We start from the raw sequence: 21,215 nt of genomic DNA, 5'->3' as shown, positions 1-21,215 counted from the left end.
CTCGTGCTGGGCGCCTTCGCGCTCTACCTGCAGGACTCGATGATGCTCCTGCATTACGACGAGGCGACCTTCCTGCAGACAAGGAAAGGCTGGACCACCTCGATCGGGGCTGATGCGCAGCTGGTCGGCCGCCACCTGTTTGTACCCAATCCGCTGACGCCTACGCGTGCGGTATTCCGTACCAGCTGGCTGGACCAGGCTCACGCCCAAGACAAGGAGCACTGGCCGGCCTTGCGTCATTTCCTCGCGGCACTCGAATCATTAAAACCGGTGTGCCACGCCATGTTCACGCTGCTCTTCGTCGTGCTGCCGTTGCTGCTGTGGTGGTATCCCCACCCACTGGCACTGCTCGCCTTGTTGGCCCTGATGTACCTATGCGCCAGTTTGCTGGCCTGGCAGATGTGGCGCTATCGTAGGGTGTTGGGACTGGACCGGCGGAGCGTACTGGCGTGGGGATTCGAGGCTCTGGCGTGCCCGCCGCTTGCCATCAACCTGGTGCGCAAGATCTGCCTGCATCGCGGCCTCCATGCGGACCCGATCCGGGCGGAAACGCACCTGTGCTCGCCGATCGAATCACGCCTCCTGCGTAACCAGATCGACAAACGCCTGACCGACGCCCTCTCACTGAGCAGCGAGGACGATCCGCACTACCCCGCATTGCACACCTATCGTCAACGGTTTGAAGGAAAGCAGTCATGACTGGTGCCGAAAGCGTGGTGATCATCCTGGCCGGCATACTGGGCTACTGGCTGGTTGCCGTACTCGTCCCATACCTGCGACGGGACGCGTCGCCCGATGAGCCGGTGATCCCGGCCGAGCCGGACAATGACCCAACCCGTCCTTGGCATGAAGTCCTCGGCGTCGATCTGCAGGCCGACCGGCAAGAGATTTCTGAGGCCTACAAAAGACAGATGAGCCAATACCATCCGGACAAAGTCCAACAACTCGCCCCTGAAATCCGAGCTCTTGCCGAGCAACGATCGAAAGAGATCAATCAAGCGTTCGACACGGCAATCAGACTGCGGAAGTGACTGCCTGATACAGATCCACGCCAATCGAGCGCTTCGCTATCGCAAAAGGCGAGAGCTGCCAGAGGCGATGGTTAAGCTATGACGTCTCGCCTCGCTGCTTGCAGGGACCTGATAGGGTCTTGACCCTTCGAATCACCAAGGACGACAGCCCGATGAAACCCCTCATGATGATTTGTGCCGGCACGGTGCTGGCGCTTGCGGGTTGCGCAGCAACTCCCTCAAACAACGCGGCGGTCTTGGAGATCGGCGACGAGGAAATCCAGAACTACTGGATCCCGACAAGCGAAATCGTCTCGACACGGCTGGAAATGGCGGACGTCAGGGTCAGGGCACGTTCCGGTGCACCGCGCGCGATGGCGCATACCGTCGAGGTCACCTACGTCATCGGCGCCGATGGCAAGGTTCGGGGCGCACGCGTGGTTTCCACCGAGCCGGCAAGCGCCAACGGGCAATGGGCGGTCGCCGGAGTGTCTGCCAGCTCATACGAACCCGCGCCCGGCAACAGCGCTCGCGTCCCCGTCCGCATGACCCACACGATGACGATGACCCTGCTGGACGCGCCGCCCGCCACCCATTGAGCGCAAGTGCCTAACCGCGCGGCGCTTTCCAGCGCGCCGCCGCCCATGCCTCGCGGCGGGCCGCGTCGTGGAACGTCCAGGCGACGAACCGGCTTTGCTTGCTGCCCTGCGCCATCGCTACCTCACGCACTTCCTGTGCGCCCGCCTTCCGGAGTTGGCGGCGCACGTCGGCCAGATGCTCGGACTTCGCCACCAGGCTGCTGAACCACAACACCTGCTGCGCGATGGCGGCGCTCTCGCGGATCATCCGACGGATGAAGGAGGCTTCGCCGCCGGTGCACCACAACTCGGTCGCCTGGCCGCCGAAGTTCAAGGACGGGCCGTCGCGTCCCGGCGCCGGTTTGCCGAGCTGCTGCCACTTGCGCCGGCTGCCGCTCGCGGCCTCCTTCGCGGAGGCGTGGAATGGCGGGTTGCACAGGGTCAGATCGAACCACTCATCGGGACGCAACAAGCCGGCGAATACCTCACCTCGCCCGGGCTGGTGACGCAACTCGATGGCCTCGTCCAGACCGGGATTCGCCTGCACGATGGCGGCGGCCGAGCGCAATGCGATGGCATCGACCTCCGAGCCGACAAACCGCCAGCCGTACTCGCCATGGCCCAGCAGCGGGTAGATGCAGTTGGCGCCCACGCCGATGTCCAGCGCGTATACCGCCGAGCCGCGCGGGACGACGCCGCCATTGGCCTCGGCCAGCAGATCCGCCAACCCGTGCAGGTAATCGGCCCTGCCCGGGATTGGCGGACACAGGTAGCCGTCGGGGATGTCCCAGTGCGCGATGCCGTACTGGGTCTTCAGCAGGGCGCGGTTCAAGGCGCGCACCGCTTGCGGATTGCCGAAGTCCAGGCTCGTCTCGCCCGCGGGCGTGGTGATCAGGAAGGCTGACAACTCCGGGCAACCGGCCGTCAACAGCGCGAAATCGTAGCGGCCTTGATGGCGATTGCGCGGGTGCAGCCCGACAGGCGCCGAGCCGGATCGTGGCGGCGGCATCAACCGTCGGCCCTGCGATAGCATTCCCGGCAGCCTTGGTACCCAACGTCACCGATTGCAGCGCTCACTGGTCGTGATCCCCGGAAGCCGTGTCGTGCTCCACCGCGGCGCCGAGCCGGAAGCGACAGGCGTCGCCGCCACGCACCAGGCATTCCAGGTGCTGCACCTGGTGCCCACTGGCTGCCTCCATGAAAGCGATGTCGAAACGGCACACCTCCGGATGATTGCGGGCCAGTTCGTGGAATACGCAGTTGTAGGCTTCGACCTGCATTTCGCCGTCGCGGCGGATTGCCTGCGCCTCGTAGCCCAGCGCGTCCAGTTGCTGCGCCAACGTCTTCGCAGCGTCACCCGTGTCGTTGGCGGTGTCGGTAGCCGCAGCCTGGTGACCCAGCTCGCGTCCCATCTCCACCAGCATCGTTTGCACCTGCGCGGGCCCGGCGTCGGTGTACAACCGTTCCAGCACTTTGGTTGCGATCAAACCGTAATTGCGCGGGAACAACTCGCGCCCCGCCATCGTCAGAAGGTACCGCGCCTGAGGGCGGCCGCCGCTCGCCCGCGCCACGCCGTGACACACGAATCCACCCGCCAGCAACGCAGTGAGGTGCTGCCTCACTGCGTTGTGACTGATGCGCAGCGGTTTGCACAGCTCTTCGACCCCGAGGCCCTGCCCGGCCGGCAACAGCGCGCGCAACAGCTTTTGCTGGGTGGCGCCGAACCGGTGCAGGCCGCTCATGACTCAGCTCACCTTGTCCGGGAACTGTTTGGCAATCGCGCCCGCCAGCGCATCGGCGATTACGTCCATGTGCGCCTGCATGGCGACCCAGGTCTGTGCTTCGGCATCCATGTCGCCGGCCATGATCTCCCGGGTCTGCGCGTCGTGATGGGCGGCGTGGGCGAGCAGCAGCCCGTTAACCGCGTCGACCGGCAGGTTCGGATTGGCGCCGGCCAGGAACGTGGCGATCTCGCCAGCGTTGGCGACCAGGTCATCCATCGCCGCGCTCGCCCCGGCGGTATCACCTTGGAGGTTGGCGTCGGTCAGCGCCTTGACGCCACCCCAGTGGCCACCGAGCAGGCGCAGCATTTCTTCACCGGCGGCGGCCCCATAGAAACCCGCCACCGCGTCGGAGAGTGCCTTGGCGTTGTCGACGACCGCATTCGCAGCGAGGTCTGCGGCGGCGGCATCATCGGCTTTCACGGCGAGCGCATAGTTGCGCGTCGCGACCACGTGGCCGTGCCACAACCCGCGCAGGGCCGCTTGCAGCTGCGGCGCTGCGGGCGCGGCCTCGGCCTGCGTCGCGGTGGTTGCCGCCAACGCGGCGGGTGTCGTCGTTGCGTGCTCGTGCGCCTGGACAGGTGAACCGGCGCACGCGAAGCCGGCCAAGGCGAGGGAAACAACGGTCGAGAGCAGTAAGGGTTTCATGGTCAAGGCTTCCAGTGTCTGGCCGCAGGAGTACGGCAACACAAAGCGTGCCCGGTTTTCACAGTAACTCAATTTGAATATGTGTAAAGCTCATGCAGCGTCGAAATTGCTGCATCTTGCTGGGGTGAAACGGCTGGCACCACACCTGCAAGAGGCAGCGAACGTAGCAACGTGTCTTCAGGCGTCGCGGCGCGGAAGCGTCCAGTCCGGCCGGATGAAGTGGCAGGTGTAGCCCTCGGGATAACGCTCCAGGTAGTCCTGATGCTCGGGTTCGGCTTCCCAGAAGTCGCCTACCGGCTCGACCTTGGTGACCACCTTGCCGGGCCACAGGCCGGAAGCATCGACGTCGGCGATGGTGTCCTCGGCAACCCGCCGCTGCTCGTCGGAGGTGGTGAAGATCGCCGAGCGGTAGGAACTGCCCAGGTCATTGCCCTGCCGGTCCGTCGTGGACGGGTCGTGGATCTGGAAGAAGAACTCCAGCACCTCGCGATAGCTCAGCTTCGACGGGTCGAAGGTGATCTCGATCGATTCGGCATGGCTGCCGTGGTTGCGATAGGTCGCGTTGGGCACATCGCCGCCGCTGTAACCGACCCGCGTGGAGATCACGCCGTCATAGCTGCGAATCAGATCCTGCATGCCCCAGAAGCAGCCGCCCGCCAGGACGGCACGTTCGGTACTCATTTCACGTCCTCCACCTGGTCCAGCCAGGCCTCGTAGCCCGCCGCCGCCATGTCATCGCGGTGGATGAACCGCAGCGATGCGGAGTTGATGCAGTAACGCAGCCCGCCATGGTCCGACGGGCCATCGGGGAACACGTGCCCCAGGTGGCTGTCGCCGTGCTTGGAGCGCACTTCGACGCGCGTCATGCCGTGGCTGTCGTCGTGCACCTCGTTGACGTGGGCCGGCTCGATCGGCTTGGTGAAGCTGGGCCAGCCACAATCGGAGTGGAACTTGTCGGACGAGGCGAATAGTGGCTCGCCAGACACGATATCGACGTAGATGCCCGGCGCCCGGTTGTCCAGGTACTCGCCCGTACCGGGCCGCTCGGTGCCACTTTGCTGGGTGACCCGGAATTGCTCCGGCGAAAGCTTCGACAGGGCATCGGGGTTCTTGCTGTACACACTCATGGGCTTCTCCTGCAAGCAACTCCCGGGCGCAGGCCGACAGGCGCGTCGGTTGCGGGGGAACCCTACCTAGATGGTGGCATCCGCATCAATTCCAACACCCGACTTGATCAGCCGATTTGCGTAGGCACAGTATGACGGCACGCCGTGCAGGCGCCACTCAACGGCCGTCAAGCCCCTTGCGGCCTTTACAGCAACCACTCGATCGGCAGCACCGACATCACCGCCACCGCGGCACGATCGAGAAAATTGGTGCCCGGCTCCTCGTCGTGCACGATTTGGTGACCGTCGCGCATTTCCACCCACTGCAACTCGCCATCGTCGCCAATGCGGAGACGATAGGCATTGGCCGGAACCTGCCGCGAAAACAGGTCCTCGATCTGGCCGGCCAGCACCGGACTGTCGATCACGAAACCCATCTCGGTGTTGAGTCGATCCGAGCGCGGATCGAAGTTGAACGAACCGATGAACGCGTGCAAACCATCCAGCGAAAATGTCTTGGCATGCAGGCTGGAGGCGGAACTGCCCGGCAGACCGCGATCCCTGAGCTGGGATGACACCGTCTTGCGCTTCATCTCCCACACGGTGACCCCGGCCTCCAGCAGCGGCTTGCGGCGCTTGGCATAACCGGAGTGCACCGCGGCGACGTCCGTGGCCTCCAGTGAGTTGGTGAAGATGCTGACCTCGACACCCCGCCCGACCAGACCGGCGAAATAATCGACCCCGTCCGCACCGGGGACAAAATACGGCGACACCAGGTACATCTCACTCATCGGCGTGCCGATCGCCTCACGCAGGCGCGTGGTCAGCAGGCCATCATCTCCGGCGCGCCCGAGTCCCTTGGCCGGGTCGTCACTGACCAGCCGCGTCGGCGCCCATTCGATCGGCAAACGTGCGGCCAGCAAGTCACTCACGAACGCAGACGAGGTGATTGCCTCCAGGTACTCCTGCGCCGCCGGATCGCGCGCCACCGCCACGGCATCCTGGCTGAGCTTGTCGAGCAAGGCCGGATCGGCCGGCGCGAGGATGCGATCGGCCGGGTAGGACGAGGCACTGGCCCAGTAACGATCGAAATCACGCGATACGTCGTCGACCACCGGCCCGACCGCAAGCACGTCCAGGTCGGCGAACAGCAGCTCGCCGTCCACATCGAAGTACTCGTCGCCCACGTTGCGGCCGCCGATGATCGTGGCCTGGTTGTCGGCAGTGAACGACTTGTTGTGCATGCGCCGGTTCAGCCGTGCGAAATCAGTGAGGTAACCCAGCCAGCGCAAATCCCGGTTGACGAACGGATTGAACAACCGCACCTCGATGTGCGGATGCGCGTCCAGCGCGGCCAGCCGCCGGTCCAGACCAACGGTGTTGTTGTCGTCCAGCAACAGGCGCACGCGCACGCCACGGTCGGCAGCGCGATGGACAGACTCGAACAGCAACGTGCCCGACAGGTCGTCATGCCAGATGTAGTACTGGATATCGAGCGTGCGCTCGGCCGCATCCGCCAGCAGGAAGCGCGCGGCGAACGCATCGCGCCCCTCGATCAACGGCACGACGCCGGAAGTCCCGGGATGGGCCGCGACGCGGGAGGCGATGGCACGCCCCAACCGGGTATCGGCCGTGTCCGTCAACGTGGTCGAGACGCTGCGCCCGCCGAGATCGGGAAGCTCTTCGTGGCCCCACAATAGGATGCTGATGGCCAGAAGCACCGCCGCCAGCAGGATCCAGCGCGCGATGGGCTTTCGCGAAGGCCGCTTAGTCCCGGCCTGTGGGTTTGATATAAATTTCTCCATCATTTACATCAAATTTACAGGACGACAGAAGATCGGCTCACGCTGCCTGCTTGTTCTGCATTTCAGGCAGGAGTCTTGTCGGCGCGTGACGTGAGGAACGCTAGAAATCCAGCCGCCAGCAACACGGCGGCGCTCACCACGAACGTGGTCGCATAACCACTCGTGTCGAACAGCACGCCGCCGACCGTCGAGCCCAGCGCAATGGACAGCTGGATCACCGCCACCATCAGCCCGCCACCGGCCTCGGCGTCGTCCGGCAGTGTCCTGGCCACCCATGACCACCAACCAACCGGCGCAGCCGTGGCCAGTAGACCCCAGAGACCGAACAGCACCGCCACGCCAACGAGCCAGCCGCCGAACGCGACCAGCGCCCCGGCGATCACCGCCATCAGCAGTGGAATCACCACCAGCGTGCCGTAGAAATTCATCTTCAGCGCGGTACCGATGACCGCCGTGCCGATGAGTCCCGCGACACCGATGATCAACAGGATGAAGGACAGCGTGGTCACGTCCACCAGCGTCACCATCTCGAGGAACGGCCGCACGTAGGTGAACAGCACAAACTGCCCCATGAAGAAGGCGCCGACCGCCAGCATGCCGAGGGTGACCAGCCGCCGCCTGAGCAGCCTGAAGACGTTGCCGGAGCCCGCCGTGCGCGGGCCGGGCGGCATCGACGGCAGGCTGATCCATTGCCAGACAAGCGCGATCAGCGCGATCGGGACCAGGCACAGGAACGCGCCGCGCCAACCGATGACGCCGCCCAGCCACGCACCCAGTGGCGCGGCCACCACGACCGCCAGCGCGTTGCCGCCGTTGAAGATGGCCAGCGCCTTGGGCACCTGGTCGCTCGGCACCAGCCGCATCGCCACCGCCGCAGACAGCGACCAGAACCCGCCCACGACCACACCGATCAACGCACGGCCAATCATGTAGGTCAGGTACCCCGGCGCCAGCCCGACGATGAGGCCCGAAGCGCACATGAGCCCGGTCAACACCAGCAAGAGCGTCTTGCGGTTCATGGTGCCGGCGAGCGTCGAGATGGACAGGCTGGTCAGCACCGCGAAGGCGCCGGAGATGGCGATCCCGTAGCCGGCCCAGCCTTCGCTGATCCGCAGATCGGTGGCGATCGGCGTCAACAGGCTGACGGGCATGAACTCCGAGGCGATGAGCGCGAACACGCACATCGTCATCGCGAAGACGCCGCTCCAGTAAGCGGGTTCCGCCCCGGCCTGCTCCGCCGTGGGCGTGTCGCTGGCGGGGTTGCCGGGGTTAGCGGGATCGGCGGATGTCCAGATTGCCATCGATGGACGTGTGCGTATGGATGACGACGTAGGGCTTGTCCATTGTTCACTCCTCGTGGGGTGGGACCAAACAGTCTGCGACTGACGCACTGCGCTGATTAGATACTTTGACTTCATTGCACCTATTAGCTGAACTTATAAAAAAATAGACCGGTGGAACTGCCGCCATGGCCAGGCGCAACCTCGAGGGGGCGTGCGTCTACGTGGTGCTGCGGTAGCTCAGTCGACCAAAGTCCGACAGGCTGCTAGAGGCGGATGAAGTCGAGCAACGGGCTGAAGTCGTGTTCATCGGCGGCGCGCACCGCCGCCAGATAGCGCGCGCGCACGTCGGCCGCTGGCAATGACGCGCCCCAACTCAGTGCGGGCGCACCCTTGGCGCGCAGGAAAAGGTCGGCCATGGCGCGCGACGTGCGGCCGTTGCCGTTTGGGAAAGGATGGATGAAGGTCAGGCGGTGATGCAGCCGTGCGGCCTGCTCGTCAAGCGGATAGCTCCCGTATTCCTGCCAGCCAGCGACCTCGTCGAAGAGCTGTCGCACTGCCATCGTGATGCGCGCAGGATCGATCCCGATGTTCCGCTCGGTCGTCCGGTACTCGCCGGCCCACGTCCAAACTTGGCCGAACAACCGGGCATGCAGCTCGCGAAGGAACAGGTCCGACGCGACCTCGGCACCTGGCCGGACCTGCGACTCGGCCAACTTCATGCCGGCGATGATATTCATGGCCTCCGCGGCATTGAGGTCGGCCCGCGTCGCGACGAACGATGGCTTCAGCCCTTGGGCCTCGTCGGGGTCGAGCGGCGTCTGCCCATCCTCTTCCGGGTCCATCCAGGACCGCATCGCATCGGGCGGTGTGCTCAAGTCGGATCCCAAAGGCGCTCGTCGGGGAACTGCTGCTCGATCTCGCGCACGAGCTGGCTCGGCAGGTCGTCGAGCGATACCGCCTGGTTCTCCATCGCCATCGTGTGCAGCGCCCGGCTCTTGAGCCACGAGGCCGCCAGCTGCATCCGCCGCTCGATGACGGTCTGCTCCAGCGGGCGCCGTGGCACGAGGGCGACCACGAGCTCGCAGTCGAGCGCCTCGGCGGCGCGCGCGAGCGACTCGATGGTGAGCTTGCCCTGCGCCTCGCCACGCTCGAGCTGCATCACCCGTTTCTCGCCCACGCCCATCCGCCGGCCGAGCTCGCGGCGCGGCATGCCCAAGGCCTCGCGGATCGCGCGGATCCAGCCGCCGCGGGGCGCGGCGCGGGTGGACAGATTCAGGGGTCTAAGGGCGGCGAAGCGCTCGTCCAGCCGCTTTCTCGCCAGCTGTCGCATGGGACGGGTCGTGGTCATGGATCCTCCGCTATACAGATATGGCGGTTCAATGGTCACTACAGGAATAAAAAAGTTCCGCTTCGGTGGAGATGAAATGAACATTAATATAGCATATGAGCTCCTTGGGATGTCATAAATATGTAGCCTGGTGACCCCGTTTTTCTGACCCCGTTTTTCTATTAGCTCCACTCATCAATAGACCGGTGGAGCCGCGGCCATGGCCAAACGCAACCTCAAGCCAGGGCGCTGGCATCGTCCAGGCTGGCGATATCGGTCGCAGTCAGCGTCAGTCGGGTGGCGCGGATCAGGCCGTCAACCTGCTCGACGCTGGTGGCGCTGGCGATCGGCGCGGTCACGCCTTCACGCGCGATCAGCCACGCCAGCGCGACTTCCGCCGCCTTGGCATTCCGCGCCTTGGCCACCGCGTCGAGCGCCGCGAGGATGCGCAGGCCGCGCGCATCGAGGTACTTCTCGACGCCGCCGCCGCGCACGCTCTTGCCCAGGTCGTCCTTGCTGCGGTACTTTCCGGTCAGGAACCCCGACGCCAGGCTGAAGTAGGTGATAACCCCCAGCTGTTCGGCCATGGCCACATCGCGCAGCTCGCCGTCGTAGCCCGCGCGATCGTAGAGGTTGTACTCGGGCTGCAACACGTCGTAGCGCGGCAGGCCAGCGTTGCCGGCAACATCCAGGGCTTCCCGCAGCTGCGCCGCACTGTGGTTGGAGGCACCGATGGCGCGCACCTTGCCCTGCTTGATGAGGGTTTCGTAGGCGCGTAGGGATTCTTCCACGGGCGTCTGCTCATCGGGATAGTGGCTGAGGTACAGATCGATGCGATCGGTCTGCAGCCGGCGCAGCGAGTCCTCTGCGGCGCCCACGATGCGCTTGGCCGACAGGCCGCTGCGATCCGGCCCCAGCGGCGAGCCGACCTTGGTGATGAGCACGACCTTGTCGCGGCGCGAAATATCGGCCTTGAACCACTGCCCAATGATGGTTTCCGATTCACCGCCCTCGTTGCCCGGCACCCAGGCCGAATACGCATCGGCGGTATCGATGGCGTTGAGTCCCGCACCGATGAAGCGATCCAGCATGGCGAACGACGTGTCCTTGTCGGCTGTCCAGCCGAACACGTTGCCGCCAAAGACCAGCGGGGCGATCTGCAGGCCGGTCTTGCCCAGGGTGCGTTTGGCCGGGGGAGTGGCGTTGCTTTGAGTTGTCATGATCCGGTTGTTCCTGTTGTGCGGAGAGGCTGGCCGGCGGCGCCGGTGACTGCGATGGTCATGGGGATTCGCTCCGTTGATGGGGGGATGCGACCAGTGTAGGACTTACACCAATTCCTCTTGGCCGCCTCCCCCTCGCGCGAGGGGCTCAAGCACGTCACCAGCCGCTGGGGCGTGCTGGTGCTGGAGACCCGCGTCCGCCGCTTCGCCTATGAAGTGATCCCGCCGCGCGTGGAATACCGGCTGACGCCGCTGGGCCGGGAGGCCGCGGAGAAAGTCAGGGCGCTTGCGGACTGGATCGAAGGGAGCCTGCGCCGGATCCTGCAGGCGCAGGAGCAGCGGAACCGGGAACGCGCGCAGGCGTAAGACAGCATGCAAGCGCGCACCTCCGGCACTACGAACAAAGGCGGCGAACAAAGGGGCCAGAGGAAATATCGGATTCAAACAGATATCTCCTCTGGCCCCTTTGTTAGTGCCATCCACTCTCTTGCTGCGAGAAGATGACCGGGAGCACCACCGATCAGCCTGGCGCAAGGTCCGCCTTCGGCCAGCAGCGCGCGTTCGCCAACGCCAACTAATCCGACTCGCGACGCGGGTTCGGCTTGAATGAGCTGTTAGCCGGCAGCGCCTTACTCATCCTTGAGTTTGCTATTGGGATGCCCGTGACAACTACCGTCTGGCGCTCATCCACTAGAAATCCGTGCTTGGTGAAGAACCCCTCTGCGGAAAGGCTCACAAGAGCGGACAGCTGCGACAACTCGCGCTCGGCCGCAACTTCATGGACATGCTGGATAAGTGCGCTTCCGATGCCTCGTCCAGAAGAGTCTCCTGATACGAAAAAGTGATCAATGTAGCCAGACGCCTGGAGATCCGCGTAGCCAACTACTCGACCTTCAATTGTCGCAACGAACGGACGCAGGGCCGTGATCTTGCTTATCCACTTCTGCTGGTCGTAGGCAGCAGGCGCCCAGGCATCGAGTTGTTCTTTCGTATAGAAGTCGCAGGCAAGCGTATGAACGGACGACATGAATACACGCCGAAGTTCCATTTCCTCGCCCGGAATGAAATCGCGGATAAGCATGCTCTACTGGCTAACACCTTATGTCTTGAGTTTCCCCTAGCCTAAGCGCCGAGAGCCCGGCGTGCGCGCCCGATAACGCCTCGGTGTCAGACCACCGTAATTCAGCAGGGGCCGTACGCCGGATCTCGCGCCCTGCGCCCGAACAGTTGATCGAGGTTTCCCTCGAACCGATAAGCGTGGGCCTCAGGCGCGATGCTCTCGACCGGCCAACTGTAACGGAGAACGGACATGACGGCAGTAGGGATCGATGTGGGTAAAGGCGCTTTGGATATTGGTGTGGATGGACAGACCGGCGTCGCCCGGTTTCCCAACACCCGAGCCGGGATTGCCAAGATCATCAAGCGCCTGGTGGCGTTGGGTGCGTCCAGGATCGTGGTGGAAGCCACCGGCGGTTACGAAGAGCCGCTGTTGGACGCCTGCTGCGATGCCGGGCTGTGGATTGCACGGGTGAATCCGCGCCAGGCCCGCGACTTCGCGCGTGCCACTGGCGAGCTGGCCAAGACCGATGCCATTGATGCGCGTTTGTTGGCGTTGATGGCCCGGATGTTCGCAGATCGCCTCCGCCGGTACGTCGCCCCGCCGCCGTGGCAGCGCGAGTTGCGCGACTGGCTGCGCCGACGGGGCCAGGTGGTCACCCTGCTACAAGCCCAGAAGCAACAGGCGGCGATGGCATCGCCATCGGTTCGTAAGCTGGCCACTCGCACCATCGCCGCATTGGTCCGCGAGCTGGCGGCGATCGAGCGCACCATGAAGGCACTGATCCAACAACACGCCACGCCCGCGCTGCGCTCCAGCAAGGGACTCGGTCCCGTGTTCCAGGCGACCGCGCTGGCGCTGCTGCCCGAGCTTGGTCATCTTGATCGCCGGCAGATCGCCAAACTCGCCGGCGTGGCACCGATGAACCGTGACAGCGGGCAGGGCCAGGGCAAGCGTCGCATCCGTGGCGGGCGCGCCCCGGTACGCGTTGCGCTCTACATGGCCACGCTGTCGGCCGTGCGCTGGGATCCGATGATGAAGGCGCACTACCAGCAACTGCGTGCACGCGGAAAGTTGGGCAAGGTCGCGCTGGTGTCCTGCATGCGCAAGCTGCTCGGCATCATCAATGCCAGGCGGCGCGATGAGCTGCGTGCGGAGGGTCTAATTATGGCTTGACCCGACTAATCACAAGACAGTTGCTGAGTTAAGCCGACCTGCGTAGCGGAGCCAACAACATGGCAAGCTTTACCTGCCATGTTGTTGGTGTAGCGAAGCGGGTTCGGCTTGAACGAATTGTTAGAGCCCTGCGAGCCACGGCTTCAGTGACGGAGAGACTACCGTAAATGCTCCGCTCCAATTGTCGCCGGGGCCATGGCCATTCGGGTCGAATTTGAGCACGCGGCAGTTCGGGTCTGCCAAGTCCAAGCGGTAGTGGATAGCGCAGCCGACATGCAAGAGAGGCAGCAGTGCTACTGGCCAAGTCCAGGTCGGATCTTCGGGGTCTGGTGTGCGCCAAGTGCGATACAGGTTAAGCGCTGTGTCGCCAAGATCAGTGATGTGCCCAGAACTGATGCCGAGTAGCCCGTACTTCGGCCCAAAGCCGCCGTTGCCGCGGGCAGCGTACAGCTGCAGCAAAACAGCCGGAAGTTTGTGGCCCAGTTCGCTTTCAGCAGCGTCGATCTCTCTTAAGTAAACCCGACCCCGTTCTTGCAGGTGAGACGGCCCGCACACGTCGCAGCTAGTTATCCGCGCGAACATGTGTCGCCAGAAAGACTCCCGTTACCGAATCCTTTTCGGACATGACATGCGTCGGGGTTCCTTGTGCGACAACATGTCCGCCGTCGCGACCGGCGCCTGGACCCATGTCGATAATCCAGTCGGCGCGCGCGACGACATCGAGGTTGTGCTCGATCGCGATCACGCTCGAGCCGTTGTCTACGAGCCGGTCCATCAGGGCGATCAGCCGGGCGACATCGGACATATGGAGGCCGGTAGTTGGCTCGTCGAGGACGTAGGTCTGGCCGCTGTTCTGGAGTTCGGTCGCCAACTTGATCCGCTGACGTTCGCCACCCGACAGCGTGCTGAGCGGTTGGCCGAGCGTAAGATAGCCCAGGCCCACTTCGACGACGCCCTCGAGCGGATCGCGTACATCGGGCTGGTCGTCGAAGAACGCGATCGCGCCTTCTGCAGTCAAATTCATCACCGCATCAATCGCCATGCCGCCGTATGTCAGCGCGAGTACGTCGTCGCGGAAGCGCCTACCGTGGCATGTCTCGCAAACGCTGGTGATCGAATCCATGAACGCGAGGTCGAGGGTGACTTCGCCAAGACCACGGCATGCCGGGCAGGCGCCCGTCGAGTTTGCGCTGAACAACGAGGCGCTGACGCCGTTCTCCCCAGCGAACAGGGCCCGGATCGGATCGAGCACGCCCGTATAGGTCGCCATGTTCGATCGAATCGAGCCCGTGAGCGCCCCTTGATCAACACAGACGATATCGGGGTGTTGGCGTATCAGCACGCCGTTTATCAGGCTGGTCTTGCCCGATCCAGCGACGCCTGTGACCACCGTCAGAACACCGCGCGGAATGTCCACGTCGATCGCCGCCAGATTGTTGAGTCTGGCCTTGCGGATGCGGAACGCGCCATCAGGCATTCGCACCTCGGTCTTCAAGGTAACACCGCCGCGCAGGAACCGGCCAGTCAGCGTTTTCGCCTTGGCGAGCGCAGCCACGGTTCCCTCGAAAACCACCGTGCCTCCGTGCGTTCCTGCACCCGGCCCCATGTCGACCACATGGTCGGCGATGGCGATGACGTCCGGGTCGTGCTCGACCACCAGCACCGTGTTGCCTTTGTCGCGCAGCCCGACGATCAACCTATTGAGCTGATGCACGTCGCGCGGATGGAGGCCGATGCTCGGTTCGTCGAGGATATAGGTCATGTCGGACAGACTGCTGCCGAGATGACGGACCATCTTCACGCGCTGCGATTCGCCGCCCGACAGCGTCGAGGTCTGCCGGTCGAGGCTGAGGTAGCCGAGCCCGATCGCGACAAGACTTTCTAGATGTGCGACGGTCGCCGCCACGATCGTCACAGCCCGCGGATCGCCGATGACGCGGACAACCGGGATCAGGTCCGCGACCGACAGCGCCGCAAACTGGCCGATGTGGCGGCCTGCGATCCTCGAGCTGAGGATTCTGCGATTGAGCCGATAGCCCTTGCACTCCGGGCAGCGGCCGCGCGTCGCGACCCGCGCTACCGCCTCGCGCTCATCGGGTTTCAACTGCTCTGGCGACTTCTTAAGGTACCCTCGGGTGAAGCGATCGACGACGCCTTCATACTTCGAACTGTTGTACCAGTCGGCGGGCGGATCCTTCAGCACCATCGGCGCTTGGTGCATCAGCAGCCGCCATTCGGCTTTGGTGTAGCGGGCGAGTCGCTTGTCGTTGTCGAATAGTCCCGAATTGACGTAGCGTTTCCACCGCGCGCCACCGACATTGAAGCCGAGGAAGGTGAGCGCGCCCTGGTTCAGCGACTTGGTGCGATCGACCAGTTCTTCCCCGTCGACGGCCACAACGGTGCCGAGGCCCAGACAGGTCGGGCACATCCCTTCAGGATGGTTGAACGAAAAGACCGAAGATTCGCCCACGGGAGGCGATCCGATCCGCGAGAACAGCAACCGCAGCAAAGCATAGATGTCGGTCGCGGTGCCAACGGTCGAACGCGCATTGCCGCCGATCCGTTTCTGATCGACGATGATCGCCGGCGACAGGTTTTCCAGCGCATCCACATCGGGCTGACCGTAATGCGGCAAGCGGTTGCGAACGAAGGCGGGAAAGGTCTCGTTCAACTGACGTTGCGATTCAGCGGCAATCGTGTCGAAGACCAACGAAGACTTGCCCGACCCCGAGACGCCGGTGAACACAGTGATCAGCTTCTTCGGGATATCAATACTGACATTGCGCAGATTGTTCTCACGCGCACGGACGACCCGCATGACGTCGTTTCGATTTGGACGAGGAGCCGTCATCTAGCGTCGCGCGCGGTGCTTGGCTGCATCTGAATGCCGCTTGTCGTAGAACTGGTCAACCACGTACATCCAGCGCGTCCGCTTGACTGAACTGTCAGGTTGTACGTTACACAAGTGAGGCTCTTGGGCACCAGCAAGGGCAACGACCGCACCTTTGCTCACTTCGTATTACAAGTTGTGTAATGCAACGCTGGAGTTAAGCGGCGGCGTAGCCGTCCGTTATTGCTAGTACCCGAGACGAACGGCTTTGATTTCGGTAAACGCTGACAAGCCAACATGGCCATTTTCTCGGCCATAGCCCGATTGCTTGAAGCCCCCGAAGGGCAGCGTCGCTTCTCCGCCGCCCCCGTTCACGATCACTTGGCCGGATTCCAGCAGCCGGATAAGGGTGTGGGCTGTTCGCATGTCGCGGGTCCAGAGTTTGGCCGACAAGCCGTACTGGGTGTCATTGGCCAATCCGGCGACGGCTTCCAGTGGCGCCCCGTCGTCGAAAGCATTGACCACTAGAACGGGCGCGAAGATTTCCTCGCGCGATGCGCGCATGCCCTGCACGGTGTCTACAAGAATCGTTGGTTCGAAAAAATAGCCGGGCCCAGTGCGAGCCCGTCCGCCACGCATGGCCCGGGCGCCAGCCGCGACGCTGTGCTGGACGATGTCAAGGGCCCGGGCACGCTGCTGCGCTGAAATCATCGGCCCCATGTCACTCGAAGCGTCATAGCCCGGCCCGATACGCAACACATCCATTGCCTGCCGGAGCCGTTCGAGAAAAGGCTCATAGACCGAGCGCTGCACGAAGACGCGGGAGCCGGCTGCACAGTACTGGCCGCTTTTGAAAGTGATCTCGGCAACGATTGCCCGCGCGGCCTTGTCCAGGTCCGCGTCGGCGAACACCAGCACCGGCGACTTTCCGCCGAGTTCCAGCACCACTCGCTTGAGATTGCTGTGCGCGGCCGCCGCCATGATCGATTTGCCGACGGAAGTTGAGCCGGTGAAGCTGATCATGTTGACGTCGGGGTGTTCCGCGAGCGCCTGGCCTGCCGATGCGCCGATACCGGTGACAATATTGACTACGCCGTCCGGGATGCCTACTTGGTGGCACAGTTCGCCGAGCCGCAAGGCCGTCAATGGCGCCAATTCTGCAGGCTTGACGACGGTCGTGCATCCTGCGGCCAACGCGGCGGCAACTTTTTGCAACACCATGAGGAAGGGCGCGTTCCATGGCGTGATGATGGCGGCGACGCCGATCGGCTCGCGCAGGAAATAGTCCATCGCTGGCACACCCGTCGGTTGCATTGATACCTCGCCAGCCACCTTGGTGGCCCATCCGGCGTAATCGCGCAAGGAGCGGATGCCCAACGGCAAATCGCCGCCTTCAATTGAGCGTACGGTATGACCCGCGTCCAGCGACTCCATCAGGGAGAGCTCCACCTGCTCTTGTTCAATGGAATCGGCGAGGGCGAAGAGCATCGCGGCGCGGCGGGAAGCGGGCAAGCGCGACCAGGGTCCCTGGCGAAAAGCCGCGCGCGCGGCCGCCACGGCATCGTCGATGTCCCTGTCGTCACCTGCCGCCACCGCGGCGAGCTGGCTACCATCGGCCGGGTCGTCCACTTGTAAGATCTTCCGCGAGCGCGACTGTCTCCAGCGCCCACCGATGAGGATCTGCGGCGTCTGCGCGGCAAGCTTGGCGCGCAATGCCGCCCGTGCCTCACTGGTGTCTATCGATTCGATTTCGCCCATGACATGCCCAACAGACAGTTGACCTGATCAACATTTGACCCAAATCGGTTGATAAAGTCAACTAGCTACTTAACCGCAGCAGAGCCTTTCACCACCCGGCGCAGAAGCCGGCTGAGTTGCGTTCGTTCCTTCGCCGTTACTCCCCCGACCATTGAAGCGGCCACCTCCGATCGCAGGTGCTCTGCTTGTTCGTAAGATACCGAACCCTCGGGCGTAATGCGCAGACGCCCGCGCCTCAGGTCCGGTTCGTTTGGCAGGCGCGCGATGTCGCCTCGTTCCAGCAGCACTTTGACAACACGCGCGATCTGCGCCTTGTCACGGCCGCTCTCGCGAACGATGTCGCTCTGGGTGCACCCGGGGTGGCGCGAAACAAAGCGCAGCGTCCGCGCCTCCATTGCGGCCAACCCGATCCCGGCGTCCTTCAAGGCACGCTGCATGCCTGCGGTTGCCTGATGTGCAATCGCATTGATTAAATCCAGTATCTCGATGTCTTGATCAAGCGGCATGTCATTCCTATCAAGGCGCGGGGCGTTCAGGGTGTTGGTCCAGCGAACTCGTGCGCCGCCCTTCTAAACCCCATTGCTCAGTAACGTGGTTAGGCTGACTTTACAGTGATTGCACCAAGCCTTTACCCGTCAGATGGGCGTTGACGGCCGCCAGGAGCGGAGGGGCGAGCGCATGCGCCTATTGCAACGACGCTATGAATGGAGCGTCCGTGGCTTGAGCTTGGCCGCGAATAGCGAACATGTGTTTCCTGATGCCTAGTGAACGCACATGTCTCCAGTGGACCTGCCACGCGTGACGTGATTGGCGCAGCCGCCAAACCGATCGGACGCTTCCCTGGAGCATTGCCCCAGAACCTTGGCGTTGAACTCCGTACCGAAGAACGGGGTCGGGTTGAGTTACCGGCCCTTACTGCACGAAAGAAGTAAACCCGACCCCGTTCTTGGGGCGACAGCAAGTGCCATTCCCTGTACGTTTTCAGTCTTCATGAGGCGGGCAGCTTCAGCGTCAATCGCCGCCGTCCCAGGCGGCGTCGACTCCGGCGGAGAAGTTGCGCAGCTGGTAAGCATGACCAAGACAAATAGTGAAATTATCAGTCTCATGCGGATAGCCCTAACGCCTGAGCTCAGCCGCCGACAGACCGCATAGCGGGATGGCGGTCGGCTGCAGCGATTTGTTGGGCGCCACTTCGAGCAACTGTGGCATCTTGTGCTGACATTAACCCAAAAGTCGCTGCTACTTTACCAAAGCAGCGCCCGTGCGTTGATTTGCTAATTCCGCTTCGAAATTTTCGCGTGCCTCTTTCGCGTAGCCGCGACATCCTGTGGGGTCAGACCAATGCATTCACATCGCCTTGTTTGCGATTGGCCACGCGTGCCCAGAAATGTACCGCGCCGGGATGCGGATTGAGCGCGATATCGCAAGGCAACGTCGCAACCATCGCGAAGCTGTGCTCGAAATCCTTGACGATGTCCCGGTACTTTGAATTCTCAACCAATTTGTAGCCGGGCGCCGACAGGCTACCGATGTCCACCATGTGCAGACAGCGCTTGTCCTCGCACGACATCCACGTCAAGGTCATATTGCCCTTGGTGTGCCCGGGTGTTGCATGTGCGGTCAACATCAGGTCACCAAGCTGCAAATGCTCGCCGTCTTTCATCGTGCGCACCACATTCACCGGCGGGAATGGAAACTTGTCGCCGTATTCCGGGTCGCCGCGACCACCGCGTTCTAGCGCTGACGTATCCGCGGCACTCGCAATGACCTGTGCGCCCGTGTCATGCGCGAGTTGCGCGATGCCGCCCGCGTGATCGAAATGCGCGTGTGTATTGAGGAGAGAGTTCCTACGCAAAAGTGGACACTCTTTGGTTAGGCAGCCAAGGCTTCGAACTCGACGGGAGAGCGATAGCCCAGTGCTGAGTGTAAGCGCTTGCTGTTGTAGAAATCGATGTAGCTGCGCACGGCAGCTCTGAGCTTGGTCTCGCTGGTGAAGTTCTGGCGGTGGTACATGTCGGACTTCATGGATTTGTTCCACGATTCCATGTGCGCGTTATCGGTCATGCGATGCGGGCGGTTCACGCTCTGCACCAACCCGGCGCTGGCCAGCGCCTGCTTGAAATCGCTGGCCAGAAACTCCACACCGCGATCACTGTGCAACAGCGTGCCGGCGGGCGGCTTGCGTTGGCGCAAGGCGGCGGCCAGCGCCCGACGGGTGAGGCGAGCCGTTCGGTCCGAGCCCAGCGACCAGCCCAGCAACCGTCGCGAGTAGCGGTCCATGACCGTGGCCAGGTAGCGCCACGTGCTCGACACTTTCAAGTACGTCACGTCCGTGACCCACACCTGATCGAGTCGATCCACCTTTAGCTCATGGACGTGATTGTCGACGCTGGAGAAGAAGCGATCCACACCCGGGCAGCGTCGATACAGGTCGGCCAAGCAGCCTCGCACGGCGTTGTCTCGCATCAATCGCTCGATCCGACGGCGTCCGACCGGCTCGCCCTCGTTTTGCAGTTCCCTGTGCACGCGCGGGCTGCCATAGGTCTGCCGACTGTCATCATGGATCTGGCGAATCTTCCCGAGCAGGCGCACATCCTCCAGGGTCCGTGGGCTGGCCGATCGCGCCATGCGTAGAACCCGCTCGTGCTGACGCCATACAGTCGGCACAACAACCTCACGGAGTGGAGGTCCTGCTGCTGCTTGATGAAAGCGAAGACGTCACCTTTCGACCGGAAGTGAATGCGATCGCTTTTTTTAAAAGGTCATGCTCGAGCTTCAGCCGCTCGTAGGCCTTCTTCACGCGGCGCAGCTCCTTGAGCTCTGCCGCCACGGCCTTATCCACCGCCACACCCTTCGTCATGATCACACCCTCGCGCGCCTGTTTGCGCCAACGAGACAGCATGAAAGGATGGATGTAAGGCGATGCAGCAACATCCTGTACCGCGACTCCGGGCAACTGGCTCAAACGGACGGCTGTCGCCTTGAAATCATCGGTATATCGGTAGGTGGTTCGCGGACCTGGTTTGGGCATGGTGAGGACTCCTGAAGTGGTAGTTCAGGGTGTCCACTAAAGCGTAGGAACTATCCTATCCGTTCGGCTTGAATGAATTGTTAGGCGCCAACCGACGTTGCGACCCTGGTGGGTGCCCACGCGCCAAGTGTGCGATCTAAAGTGACCCGATCGCAATCGCCACCAAGCACGTGAAGCCGATCAGAAACGCCGTAGTGCGCTGCCACGTCCTCGCTGCTCGATCCGTCGCCAGAACGTAGCCCGAGACAAGGACAAGTACCAGCAGGCCAGCCAGCGCCGCGACAAGCGTCCACGTGGCCGCGTGCCAGATAAGCGGATTTTCGGGAAACGTAAAGAGGACGCCAACTGCAGCCGTAGCGACGCCGACGGCGACCAGAATGAGTGAGCTTGTGGATACGAACTTGCGCATTGCTGCCCTTGGCGCCTAACGTTTGACATGAGCGGCAGCCGAAGGGCGCAGCCCTTTGGATGTCCGCTCGATGGAATGGTTGGGCGTCACTGGCGATCCAAGCAGCCACATAACTTCTTCATGATTGATCTACCAAACACATGGAAGGCACGGCGTTGCCCTTGAAGCGGGGCAATTGCACGTCCGAAAACGGCGA

Annotated in this window: 23 protein-coding genes; 5 read left to right on the top strand and 18 right to left on the bottom strand. The window is 63.1% G+C overall.

What is annotated here, in order from left to right; genetic code table 11:
- Positions 1 to 3 precede the first annotated feature (3 nt).
- From ACW7G6_RS11530 to ACW7G6_RS11520, 3 genes are all read left to right on the top strand, one after another.
- A complete protein-coding gene (locus tag ACW7G6_RS11530; protein WP_456998297.1) occupies positions 4 to 699 on the top strand; it encodes a hypothetical protein in 696 nt (231 codons plus the stop codon).
- Positions 696 to 1,031 (top strand): J domain-containing protein, encoded by a 336-nt coding sequence (locus tag ACW7G6_RS11525; protein WP_456998296.1) that lies wholly within the window; start codon positions 696 to 698, stop codon positions 1,029 to 1,031. Before ACW7G6_RS11530 ends, ACW7G6_RS11525 begins: the two co-directional genes overlap by 4 nt.
- 164 nt (positions 1,032 to 1,195) lie before the next feature.
- A complete protein-coding gene (locus ACW7G6_RS11520; RefSeq protein WP_456980113.1) occupies positions 1,196 to 1,609 on the top strand; it encodes a hypothetical protein in 414 nt (137 codons plus the stop codon).
- Positions 1,610 to 1,619: 10 nt separating this feature from the next.
- Here ACW7G6_RS11520 and rlmF read toward each other — a convergent pair whose 3' ends face one another.
- The 10 genes from rlmF to ACW7G6_RS11470 form a co-directional block, all read right to left on the bottom strand.
- Positions 1,620 to 2,597: a 23S rRNA (adenine(1618)-N(6))-methyltransferase RlmF gene (gene rlmF, locus ACW7G6_RS11515; protein ID WP_456998295.1), complete on the bottom strand. Its 978-nt coding sequence runs from the start codon at positions 2,595 to 2,597 to the stop codon at positions 1,620 to 1,622.
- Positions 2,598 to 2,661: 64 nt separating this feature from the next.
- Positions 2,662 to 3,330, bottom strand: coding sequence for a helix-turn-helix transcriptional regulator (locus ACW7G6_RS11510; protein WP_456998294.1), 669 nt, complete (start codon positions 3,328 to 3,330; stop codon positions 2,662 to 2,664).
- A gap of 3 nt (positions 3,331 to 3,333) precedes the next feature.
- On the bottom strand, positions 3,334 to 4,017 hold the full coding sequence (locus ACW7G6_RS11505) for a hypothetical protein (protein ID WP_456998293.1): 684 nt from the start codon (positions 4,015 to 4,017) through the stop codon (positions 3,334 to 3,336).
- Positions 4,018 to 4,194: 177 nt separating this feature from the next.
- Positions 4,195 to 4,698 (bottom strand): peptide-methionine (S)-S-oxide reductase MsrA, encoded by a 504-nt coding sequence (gene msrA, locus ACW7G6_RS11500; RefSeq protein WP_456980117.1) that lies wholly within the window; start codon positions 4,696 to 4,698, stop codon positions 4,195 to 4,197.
- Positions 4,695 to 5,144, bottom strand: a complete 450-nt coding sequence (msrB, locus tag ACW7G6_RS11495) for a peptide-methionine (R)-S-oxide reductase MsrB (protein ID WP_456998292.1) — start codon at positions 5,142 to 5,144, stop codon at positions 4,695 to 4,697. Before msrB ends, msrA begins: the two co-directional genes overlap by 4 nt.
- A 185-nt stretch (positions 5,145 to 5,329) precedes the next feature.
- Positions 5,330 to 6,844, bottom strand: coding sequence for a phospholipase D family protein (locus ACW7G6_RS11490; protein WP_456998291.1), 1,515 nt, complete (start codon positions 6,842 to 6,844; stop codon positions 5,330 to 5,332).
- A 146-nt stretch (positions 6,845 to 6,990) separates the two neighbouring features.
- Positions 6,991 to 8,346 (bottom strand): MFS transporter, encoded by a 1,356-nt coding sequence (locus tag ACW7G6_RS11485; protein WP_456998290.1) that lies wholly within the window; start codon positions 8,344 to 8,346, stop codon positions 6,991 to 6,993.
- 128 nt (positions 8,347 to 8,474) lie between these two features.
- Positions 8,475 to 9,086, bottom strand: a complete 612-nt coding sequence (locus tag ACW7G6_RS11480) for a mobile mystery protein B (protein WP_456998289.1) — start codon at positions 9,084 to 9,086, stop codon at positions 8,475 to 8,477.
- Positions 9,083 to 9,559: a mobile mystery protein A gene (locus ACW7G6_RS11475; protein ID WP_456980125.1), complete on the bottom strand. Its 477-nt coding sequence runs from the start codon at positions 9,557 to 9,559 to the stop codon at positions 9,083 to 9,085. The genes ACW7G6_RS11480 and ACW7G6_RS11475 overlap by 4 nt, the downstream gene beginning before the upstream one ends.
- 215 nt (positions 9,560 to 9,774) lie before the next feature.
- Positions 9,775 to 10,758 carry an aldo/keto reductase gene (locus tag ACW7G6_RS11470; RefSeq protein WP_456980126.1) on the bottom strand — a complete coding sequence of 328 codons (984 nt, stop codon included), beginning with the start codon at positions 10,756 to 10,758 and terminating at the stop codon, positions 9,775 to 9,777.
- 120 nt (positions 10,759 to 10,878) lie between these two features.
- Here ACW7G6_RS11470 and ACW7G6_RS11465 point away from each other — a divergent pair, with 120 nt between their 5' ends.
- Positions 10,879 to 11,124: a winged helix-turn-helix transcriptional regulator gene (locus ACW7G6_RS11465; protein ID WP_456980127.1), complete on the top strand. Its 246-nt coding sequence runs from the start codon at positions 10,879 to 10,881 to the stop codon at positions 11,122 to 11,124.
- Positions 11,125 to 11,332: 208 nt separating this feature from the next.
- Here the strand turns inward: ACW7G6_RS11465 and ACW7G6_RS11460 are convergent, their stop codons facing one another.
- Positions 11,333 to 11,839, bottom strand: coding sequence for a GNAT family N-acetyltransferase (locus ACW7G6_RS11460; protein ID WP_456980128.1), 507 nt, complete (start codon positions 11,837 to 11,839; stop codon positions 11,333 to 11,335).
- 228 nt (positions 11,840 to 12,067) lie between these two features.
- Here ACW7G6_RS11460 and ACW7G6_RS11455 point away from each other — a divergent pair, with 228 nt between their 5' ends.
- Positions 12,068 to 12,991: an IS110 family RNA-guided transposase gene (locus tag ACW7G6_RS11455; protein WP_456980129.1), complete on the top strand. Its 924-nt coding sequence runs from the start codon at positions 12,068 to 12,070 to the stop codon at positions 12,989 to 12,991.
- Between the two features lie 120 nt (positions 12,992 to 13,111).
- On the opposite strand, the gene ACW7G6_RS11450 is transcribed toward ACW7G6_RS11455, so the two are convergent.
- The 7 genes from ACW7G6_RS11450 to ACW7G6_RS11420 form a co-directional block, all read right to left on the bottom strand.
- Entirely contained in the window at positions 13,112 to 13,573 is a 462-nt protein-coding gene (locus tag ACW7G6_RS11450; protein ID WP_456980130.1) for an SMI1/KNR4 family protein, read from the bottom strand.
- The gene (locus ACW7G6_RS11445; protein ID WP_456980131.1) at positions 13,554 to 15,809 is read right to left on the bottom strand and encodes an ATP-binding cassette domain-containing protein; all 2,256 of its coding nucleotides are present in this window, start codon (positions 15,807 to 15,809) and stop codon (positions 13,554 to 13,556) included. Before ACW7G6_RS11445 ends, ACW7G6_RS11450 begins: the two co-directional genes overlap by 20 nt.
- Before the next feature lie 258 nt (positions 15,810 to 16,067).
- A complete protein-coding gene (locus ACW7G6_RS11440; RefSeq protein WP_456998288.1) occupies positions 16,068 to 17,579 on the bottom strand; it encodes an aldehyde dehydrogenase family protein in 1,512 nt (503 codons plus the stop codon).
- Between the two features lie 65 nt (positions 17,580 to 17,644).
- Positions 17,645 to 18,085: a MarR family winged helix-turn-helix transcriptional regulator gene (locus ACW7G6_RS11435; protein WP_456980133.1), complete on the bottom strand. Its 441-nt coding sequence runs from the start codon at positions 18,083 to 18,085 to the stop codon at positions 17,645 to 17,647.
- An 827-nt stretch (positions 18,086 to 18,912) separates the two neighbouring features.
- Positions 18,913 to 19,434, bottom strand: coding sequence for an MBL fold metallo-hydrolase (locus ACW7G6_RS11430; protein WP_456980134.1), 522 nt, complete (start codon positions 19,432 to 19,434; stop codon positions 18,913 to 18,915).
- A 17-nt stretch (positions 19,435 to 19,451) separates the two neighbouring features.
- Positions 19,452 to 20,207: an IS3 family transposase gene (locus ACW7G6_RS11425; protein ID WP_456980135.1), complete on the bottom strand. Its 756-nt coding sequence runs from the start codon at positions 20,205 to 20,207 to the stop codon at positions 19,452 to 19,454.
- 46 nt (positions 20,208 to 20,253) lie between these two features.
- A complete protein-coding gene (locus ACW7G6_RS11420; RefSeq protein ID WP_456998287.1) occupies positions 20,254 to 20,610 on the bottom strand; it encodes a transposase in 357 nt (118 codons plus the stop codon).
- Between the last annotated feature and the right edge of the window lie 605 nt (positions 20,611 to 21,215).

The organism is Lysobacter sp. A421, assembly GCF_054052145.1.
This window is presented reverse-complemented; position numbering and strand designations above follow the sequence as displayed.

What these genes read in the sequence shown, in the direction of transcription:
- ACW7G6_RS11525 (WP_456998296.1), top strand. Translation starts at nt 696, where the DNA reads ATGACTGGTGCCGAAAGCGTGGTGATCATCCTGGCCGGCATACTGGGC.
- ACW7G6_RS11520 (WP_456980113.1), top strand. Translation starts at nt 1,196, where the DNA reads ATGATGATTTGTGCCGGCACGGTGCTGGCGCTTGCGGGTTGCGCAGCA.
- rlmF (WP_456998295.1), bottom strand. Translation starts at nt 2,597, where the DNA reads ATGCCGCCGCCACGATCCGGCTCGGCGCCTGTCGGGCTGCACCCGCGC.
- ACW7G6_RS11510 (WP_456998294.1), bottom strand. Translation starts at nt 3,330, where the DNA reads ATGAGCGGCCTGCACCGGTTCGGCGCCACCCAGCAAAAGCTGTTGCGC.
- ACW7G6_RS11505 (WP_456998293.1), bottom strand. Translation starts at nt 4,017, where the DNA reads ATGAAACCCTTACTGCTCTCGACCGTTGTTTCCCTCGCCTTGGCCGGC.
- msrA (WP_456980117.1), bottom strand. Translation starts at nt 4,698, where the DNA reads ATGAGTACCGAACGTGCCGTCCTGGCGGGCGGCTGCTTCTGGGGCATG.
- msrB (WP_456998292.1), bottom strand. Translation starts at nt 5,144, where the DNA reads ATGAGTGTGTACAGCAAGAACCCCGATGCCCTGTCGAAGCTTTCGCCG.
- ACW7G6_RS11485 (WP_456998290.1), bottom strand. Translation starts at nt 8,346, where the DNA reads ATGAAGTCAAAGTATCTAATCAGCGCAGTGCGTCAGTCGCAGACTGTT.
- ACW7G6_RS11475 (WP_456980125.1), bottom strand. Translation starts at nt 9,559, where the DNA reads ATGACCACGACCCGTCCCATGCGACAGCTGGCGAGAAAGCGGCTGGAC.
- ACW7G6_RS11470 (WP_456980126.1), bottom strand. Translation starts at nt 10,758, where the DNA reads ATGACAACTCAAAGCAACGCCACTCCCCCGGCCAAACGCACCCTGGGC.
- ACW7G6_RS11460 (WP_456980128.1), bottom strand. Translation starts at nt 11,839, where the DNA reads ATGCTTATCCGCGATTTCATTCCGGGCGAGGAAATGGAACTTCGGCGT.
- ACW7G6_RS11455 (WP_456980129.1), top strand. Translation starts at nt 12,068, where the DNA reads ATGACGGCAGTAGGGATCGATGTGGGTAAAGGCGCTTTGGATATTGGT.
- ACW7G6_RS11450 (WP_456980130.1), bottom strand. Translation starts at nt 13,573, where the DNA reads ATGTTCGCGCGGATAACTAGCTGCGACGTGTGCGGGCCGTCTCACCTG.
- ACW7G6_RS11445 (WP_456980131.1), bottom strand. Translation starts at nt 15,809, where the DNA reads ATGCGGGTCGTCCGTGCGCGTGAGAACAATCTGCGCAATGTCAGTATT.
- ACW7G6_RS11440 (WP_456998288.1), bottom strand. Translation starts at nt 17,579, where the DNA reads ATGGGCGAAATCGAATCGATAGACACCAGTGAGGCACGGGCGGCATTG.
- ACW7G6_RS11435 (WP_456980133.1), bottom strand. Translation starts at nt 18,085, where the DNA reads ATGCCGCTTGATCAAGACATCGAGATACTGGATTTAATCAATGCGATT.
- ACW7G6_RS11425 (WP_456980135.1), bottom strand. Translation starts at nt 20,207, where the DNA reads ATGGCGCGATCGGCCAGCCCACGGACCCTGGAGGATGTGCGCCTGCTC.
- ACW7G6_RS11420 (WP_456998287.1), bottom strand. Translation starts at nt 20,610, where the DNA reads ATGCCCAAACCAGGTCCGCGAACCACCTACCGATATACCGATGATTTC.